The 6,501-nt window shown below is 72.4% G+C and carries 4 protein-coding genes and 1 other RNA gene (1 of these 5 running past the window's edge); 3 read left to right on the top strand and 2 right to left on the bottom strand.

Going from position 1 to position 6,501, the window contains the following annotated elements:
• Window positions 1-900: AsmA family protein (locus tag AC1MIR_RS16445; RefSeq protein ID WP_480029262.1), on the bottom strand; the 900-nt coding region annotated here is incomplete at its 3' end.
• On the bottom strand, window positions 897-4,517 hold the full coding sequence (locus tag AC1MIR_RS16450; protein WP_480029263.1) for a hydantoinase B/oxoprolinase family protein: 3,621 nt from the start codon (window positions 4,515-4,517) through the stop codon (window positions 897-899). The genes AC1MIR_RS16450 and AC1MIR_RS16445, both read right to left, overlap by 4 nt.
• 130 nt (window positions 4,518-4,647) lie before the next feature.
• Between AC1MIR_RS16450 and AC1MIR_RS16455 the strand changes: the two genes are divergently transcribed.
• From AC1MIR_RS16455 to rnpB, 3 genes are all read left to right on the top strand, one after another.
• Window positions 4,648-5,418: a TerB family tellurite resistance protein gene (locus tag AC1MIR_RS16455; RefSeq protein ID WP_480029264.1), complete on the top strand. Its 771-nt coding sequence runs from the start codon at window positions 4,648-4,650 to the stop codon at window positions 5,416-5,418.
• A complete protein-coding gene (locus tag AC1MIR_RS16460) occupies window positions 5,415-6,092 on the top strand; it encodes an N-acetylmuramoyl-L-alanine amidase (RefSeq protein ID WP_480029265.1) in 678 nt (225 codons plus the stop codon). Before AC1MIR_RS16455 ends, AC1MIR_RS16460 begins: the two co-directional genes overlap by 4 nt.
• A 49-nt stretch (window positions 6,093-6,141) precedes the next feature.
• Window positions 6,142-6,501: RNase P RNA component class A (gene rnpB / locus AC1MIR_RS16465), an RNA gene on the top strand (it continues 226 nt past the right edge of the window).

The following is a 6,501-nucleotide window of genomic DNA, read 5'->3' on the forward strand; positions in this document are numbered from 1 at the left end:
GCCGGCATGGCCGTGCCGCGCAGCGTCTTCGCCTGTCGCGCCACGCGCGGCGCCACCCGATGCTGAAGCTCGGCATGGCGCGTCCGGCCGGCTGACCGCGCCGGCCAGGTCGATGCTGAGGTCGTCGCCCGCCAGCAGGTCGGCCGTCGCGGTCAGCCGGCCGGCGGCCCGGAAGGCGCCGGGCGGGCTCGGGATCAGGGCGGAGAGGTCGGGGCCGGAAATCTCCATGGTCCCCTCGAAGCCGCCATCGGGCACCAGCACGCCACGTGCGCGGCCGCTCGCCTCCGGCAGGGCCAGGGAGATCTCGACCGGGGCGATGCCGTCCCATCCCGGGCGGCCGAGCGTGGCGGCGAAGCGCGCCGGACGGCCGGCCCAGGCGAAGGTGCCGGAGATCTCGAGCGCCTGTGCCGCGCCGCCGGAACTCAGATGCGCCGTCACCCCTTCCAGCACCGCGTCGCCGAGACGGACGCGCGCATCCTCGACCTCCGCATCGAGTTCGGTGATCCAGCTCGGCGGGCGGAAGGCGAGGACGGGCCCCGGCGGCCAGGGGAGCGTGACCTCGGCGCCGACCAGGGCGATCTCGCGCGGCTGCAGCCGGCCGCCGAGCAGCGAGACGAGGTCGAGCCGGACACGCAGCATGCGCGCGCTGACCTGGAAGGCGGCCTCTCCGGCCAGATCGGTGGGGGCGGCGATGGTGACGCCGCCCGCGCGCACCACGGGGCTCGGCAGCAAGGCGAGCTCGACCGGGCCGTCCAGCGTGACGGGCCGGCCGAGCCGGTCGGTGGCGATCTGCGCCAGGCGCTCGCGCCAGGGCTCCCAGTCCACGAAGCGCGGGCCGAGCCACAGCCCGGCCAGCACCAGCAGCAGAAGAAGCCCGAAGGCGAGGCCGAGGCGCTTCATTCCGCGCGCTTCGCGCCCCAGCCGCCGCCACCGGGGGTTTCGAGGCCCAGCACCTCGCCGGCGGCAAGCGCGGCGCGATCCTGGCCCTTGAGGGTGAGGATCGTGCCGTCGGCCCGCTCCACCCATTGCCGGCCGGGCGCGCCGGGGCTGCCGCCTTCCATGCCATGCGGCGCGACGGTGCGGCGCGAGGCGACGATCACCGCCTCCATCGGGCGCAGGAAGCGGATGCGCCGGCGGCTGCCATCGCCGCCCCGCCCGCGCCCGGCGCCGCCGGAGCCGCGGCGGATGGCAAATTCCTCGAGGCGGACGGGGTAGCGGAGTTCGAGCACCTCGGGGTCCGTCATGCGGGTGTTGGTCATGTGCGTCTGCACCGCCGAGGTGCCGGGGAAGCCCGGACCGGCGCCGGTGCCGCCGCAAACCGTCTCGTAGTATTGGTAAACCGCATCCCCGAACAGCAGGTTGTTCATCGTGGCCTGGGCGGAGGCGCAGGCGCCGAGCGCGGCGAGCAGCGCGTTGCAGGTCATCTGGCTGACCTCGGTATTGCCCGCCACCACCGCCGCACCGGGCCTGGGCGAGAGGAAGGTGCCGTCGGGCACCACGATCTCGAGCGGCACGAGGCATCCATCGTTGAGCGGGATGTCCTCCCCCACCAGGCAGCGGAAGCAATACAGGACGACGGCGCGGCAGACCGCGGCGGGGGCGTTGAAGTTGTCGGGGCGCTGGGGGCCGGTGCCGGTGAAGTCGATCACCGCGCGGCGATGTTCCCGAGATACGCGGACCGATACCTTGAGTGGGGTGCCATCGTCGATGGTCGTCTCGAAGCTGCCGTCCTGCAGGCGATCGAGCACGCGGCGGACGCTCTCCTCCGCATTGTCCATGACGTGCTTCATGTAGGCGCGGACGGTGTCGAGGCCGAATTCGGAAACGGCGCGGCGCAGCTCCTGCACGCCCTTCTCGTTTGCGGCGACCTGCGCCTTGATGTCGGCGAGGTTCACGTCGGGGCTGCGCGCGGGATACTTCGCCGAGGCCAGCAGGTCGCGGAACTCGCGCTCGCGGATCGTGCCGCCGTCGACGAGCAGGAAATCGTCGATGACGACGCCTTCCTCCTCCAGCGTCTTCGAGCCCGGCGGCGTCGAGCCCGGCGTCAGCCCGCCGACATCGGCGTGGTGCCCGCGGCTGCCCACGAAGAACAGGATCTTTCGGCCGTCTTCATCGAAGACCGGCGTGATCACCGTGATGTCGGGCAGGTGGGTGCCGCCATTGTAGGGGTTGTTCAGCGCGACCACGTCGCCCGGCTTCAGCGTGGCGGCGCGGGAGCGGATCACGGTGCGCACGCTCTCGCCCATCGCGCCGAGATGCACGGGCACATGCGGCGCGTTGGCGACGAGGCGACCCGTCTCGTCGAAGATGGCGCAGGAGAAGTCCAGGCGTTCCTTGATGTTCACGGAAAGACTGGTGTTCTGCAGGACCGCGCCGGTCTGCTCGGCGATGTTCATGAAGAGGTTGTTGAACAGCTCCAGCATCACCGGGTCGGGGCGCGCGAGGTCCGCGAGCTTCGCCGCCGCGCGCGCTTCCGTCCGCCGCAGGACGAGGTGGTTCAGCCCGGTGACCTCGGCGGTCCAGCCGGGCTCGACCACGGTTGTCGCGATCGCCTCCCGGATCAGGGCGGGGCCCGGGATGCGGTCGCCGGCATGCAGCGACTCGCGATCCAGCACCGGCGCGTCATGCGCCGCGCCCCCGCTGAACAGCCGCACCGTATCGAGGCGCGGGATGTCTTCCCCTGCAGCGCGCGGCGGCAACGCGGCTTCGTCCACACGTTCGCCGGGCGAGGTCACCTCCACCACGCAGGCCTCGACGATCACCGGGCGCTCGGGCGTGGCGAAGCCGAAGCGGCGGCGATGCGCCTCCGTGAAGGACGCGACCAGCGTCGCATGGTCGGCGAAGGGCACGGGCAGGAAGCTGTCGGTGCCCTGGTAGCGCAGATGCAGCCGCCGCGCGGCCGCGAGTTTCGCGCGCGCGGCCCCCTGCCGGACCAGCTCGTCGCGGCCCGCCGCTTCCAGCGCATCCAGCCGCGCGGCGAGATCCGGCAGCGCGGCCGAGGAGAGCGGCGCTTCCACGGCGGCCTCGCGGATCACCGTCTGGTCGGCGAGCCCCATGCCATAGGCCGAGAGCACGCCGGCGAAGGGATGGATGAAGACGGTCTCCATGCCGAGCTCGTCCGCGACGAGGCAGGCATGCTGGCCACCCGCGCCGCCGAAGCATTGCAGCGCATAGCGCGTTGCGTCGTGACCCTTCTGGATCGAGACCTGCTTGATGGCGTTGGCCATGTTCGCGACGGCGACACGGAGAAAACCCTCGGCGACCTGCTCGGGCGACTGTCGCGTGCCGGTCGCGGCCTCGATCTCCTGCGCGAGCGCGGCGAAGTTCTCGCGCACGACCGCCGCGTCGAGCGGCTGGTCGCCGCCGGGGCCGAAGATCGCCGGGAAGTGGCGCGGCTGGACCTTGCCGACCATCACATTCGCGTCCGTCACGGTGAGCGGCCCGCCGCGCCGGTAGCAGGCCGGGCCGGGCACCGCGCCCGCGCTTTCCGGCCCGACCCGGAAGCGCGCCCCATCGAACGAGAGGATCGAGCCACCGCCGGCGGCGACGGTGTTGATCGCCATCATCGGGGCGCGCATGCGCACGCCCGCCACCTGCGTCTCGAAGGCGCGCTCGAATTCGCCGGCATAGAGCGCGACATCGGTCGAGGTCCCGCCCATGTCGAAGCCGATTATCTTGCTCAGCTGGCCCATTTCTGCGGTTCTGGCCGCACCGACGATTCCGCCGGCGGGCCCGGAGAGGATCGCGTCCTTGCCCTGGAAGGATGAGGCCTCGGCCAGGCCGCCGCTCGACTGCATGAAATAGAGCTTCACGCCGGGAAGCTCGGAAGAAACCTGCTGCACGTAGCGGCGCAGGATCGGCGAGAGATAGGCGTCCACCACGGTGGTGTCGCCGCGCGGCACGATGCGCGGCAGCGGGCTCGCCTGGTGGGAGAGCGAGACCTGGGTGAAGCCGGCCTCGCGCGCCAGCTCGCCGAGGCGCAGCTCATGCGCGGGATGCGCCCAGGCATGCATCATCACGATGGCGACGGCGCGGATGCCTGCGGCAAACCCCTCGCCGAGCGCCGCGCGGGCCGCGGCCTCGTCCAGCGCCTCGATCTCCGTGCCGTCCACCGCGACACGGCCGCCGATCTCGGCCACGCGCTCATGCAGCAGCTCCGGCAGCTTCACGTTCAGGTCGAAGAGGCGCGGGCGGGCCTGGTTGCCGATGCGCAGCATGTCGGCAAAGCCCTTGTTCACCAGCAGCAGCACGCGCTCGCCCTTGCGCTCGAGCAGGGCGTTCGTCGCGACCGTGGTGCCCATCTTGACCGCCTCGATCGTGCCGGGCGGGATCGGCGTCTCATCACCCCGGCCTGGCCCAAGGCCCAGGCAGGCACGGATGCCGGCCACCGCGGCGTCGCGGTACCGCTCCGGATTCTCGGACAGCAGCTTGCGGGTGGAGAGGCGCCCCTGCGGGTCGCGGGCGACGATGTCCGTGAAGGTGCCGCCACGGTCGATCCAGAACTGCCAGCCGGCCATGGCGGTATCTCCTTGTGGCGCAACGGGCGCTTCTGTCGGCAGGCGGGCGGTTCCGTCAACGCCCCTGACCTGTAGCGGCCCGCCGCGGCATGCTAGGACCGGGCTCGGCAGCACGAACGGACAAGGCGGATTGGGCGTCTGGGGCAAGATCATCGGCGGTGTGAGCGGCTTCCTGACCGGCGGCCCGCTGGGTGCCGTGGTCGGCGCGGCGCTTGGCCACGCCGCCGACCAGGGCGCGATTCCGGGACGGATCGGGCCGGGTGCTGCCGACATGGCCGCGCTGCTCGGCAACAAGGAGACGCTGTTCGCGATCAGCGTGATCGTGCTCTCGGCCAAGCTGGCGAAGTCGGACGGGCCGGTGAAGCGGCAGGAGATCGACGCCTTCAAGGCGATGTTCCGCATCCCGCCCGAGAACCTGCGCGAGGTCGGGCAGATGTTCGACCAGGCGCGGCGTGACGCCGAGGGGTGGGAGCCCTTCGCGGAGCGGCTTGGCGAGGCCTTCGCGGACAACCGCGCGATGCTGGAGGACGTGCTGGCGGCGCTGTTCTACATCGCGCGCAGCGACGGCCCGATCACCCGCGGCGAGCTGCCGGTGCTGCAGGGCATCCATCTGCGCTTCGGCCTGGACCATGCCGCCTGGGACCGCTGCAAGGGCGGCGGGCAGTCGGGCTCGCGCGTCGAGCAGCAGCAGCGGACCGACGACGCCTATGCGGTGCTGGGCCTGTCCCCGGCGGCGTCCGACGAGGAAGTGCGCCTGGCCTGGCGGAAGCTGATGCGGGAGAACCACCCGGACGGCCTTGCCGCGCGCGGCGTGCCCGCGGAATTCGTGGATCGCGCGACGCGCAAGGTCGCGGAGATCAACGCCGCGTGGGATAGGATCAAGCGGCAGCGGGGGCTGTGACGCCGTTGCGCGTCCGCGACCTGCCCTCCCCCAACGAGGACGACCGCCCGCCGGGCGTGCCGATCGACACGCTGATCCTGCACTACACCGGCATGCGCAGCGGTGCCGAGGCGATCGCGCGGCTGCGCGACCCGGAGGCGCGCGTCTCCTCTCACTACGTGGTCGAGGAGGATGGCACGGTCTTCCGCCTGGTGCCGGAGGAGCGCCGCGCCTTCCACGCCGGCATCTCGCATTGGCGCGGCCATGCGCTGCTCAACGGCCGCTCGATCGGGATCGAGATCGTCAATCCCGGCCATGAATGGGGCTATCGCCCCTTCCCCGCGCTGCAGATGGCCGCGGTCTGCGATCTCTGCCTCGGCATCCTCGCGCGCCACCCGATCCCGCCGCGCAACGTGGTGGCGCATTCCGATGTCGCGCCCGACCGCAAGGAGGACCCGGGCGAACTGTTCGACTGGCGGGGCCTTGCGGCGAACGGCGTCGGGCTCTGGCCGGAACGCGACGGCGCGACGGCGGGCGATCCGCTCACGCTGCTCGGCCGCATCGGCTACCGCACCGACCTGCCGCCAGACGTGCTGGTGCGGGCGTTCCAGCGGCATTGGCGGCCGGAGCGCGTGGACGGGATCGCGGATGCGGGCACGCTGGCGCGGCTGAACGCGGTGGCGGCGGCGGTCTGACGGCCCGCCATTGACCCGCGGGCGCGGCGGGGCGACATGCGGGGCGGCGTCGGATGGCCGGGCGACCGCTGGCGGGGTGGCGACACCGCGCTGGAGGAAAGTCCGGGCTCCACGGGGATACGGTGCCGGCCAACGGCCGGCGGGCGAAAGCCCAGGGAAAGTGCCACAGAGAGCAGACCGCCGCGGCAGGGCGAAAGCCCTCCCGCGGCAAGGGTGAAAGGGTGGGGCAAGAGCCCACCGCGCCCCTGGCGACAGGGGCGGCATGGCAAACCCCACCGGGAGCAAGGCCGAATAGGGGCGGCCGGCGGGGGGGGGGGCCCCCCCCCCCCCCGAGGCCCGTCGCGCTCTCGATGCTCGGCGCATCCGCCGGCTTCGGCGCGTCGATCGCATCCCAATAGGCGCGCTTCAG

The organism is Falsiroseomonas sp. RANM36, from assembly GCF_056682175.1.

What these genes read in the sequence shown, in the direction of transcription:
- AC1MIR_RS16450 (WP_480029263.1), bottom strand. Translation starts at nt 4,517, where the DNA reads ATGGCCGGCTGGCAGTTCTGGATCGACCGTGGCGGCACCTTCACGGAC.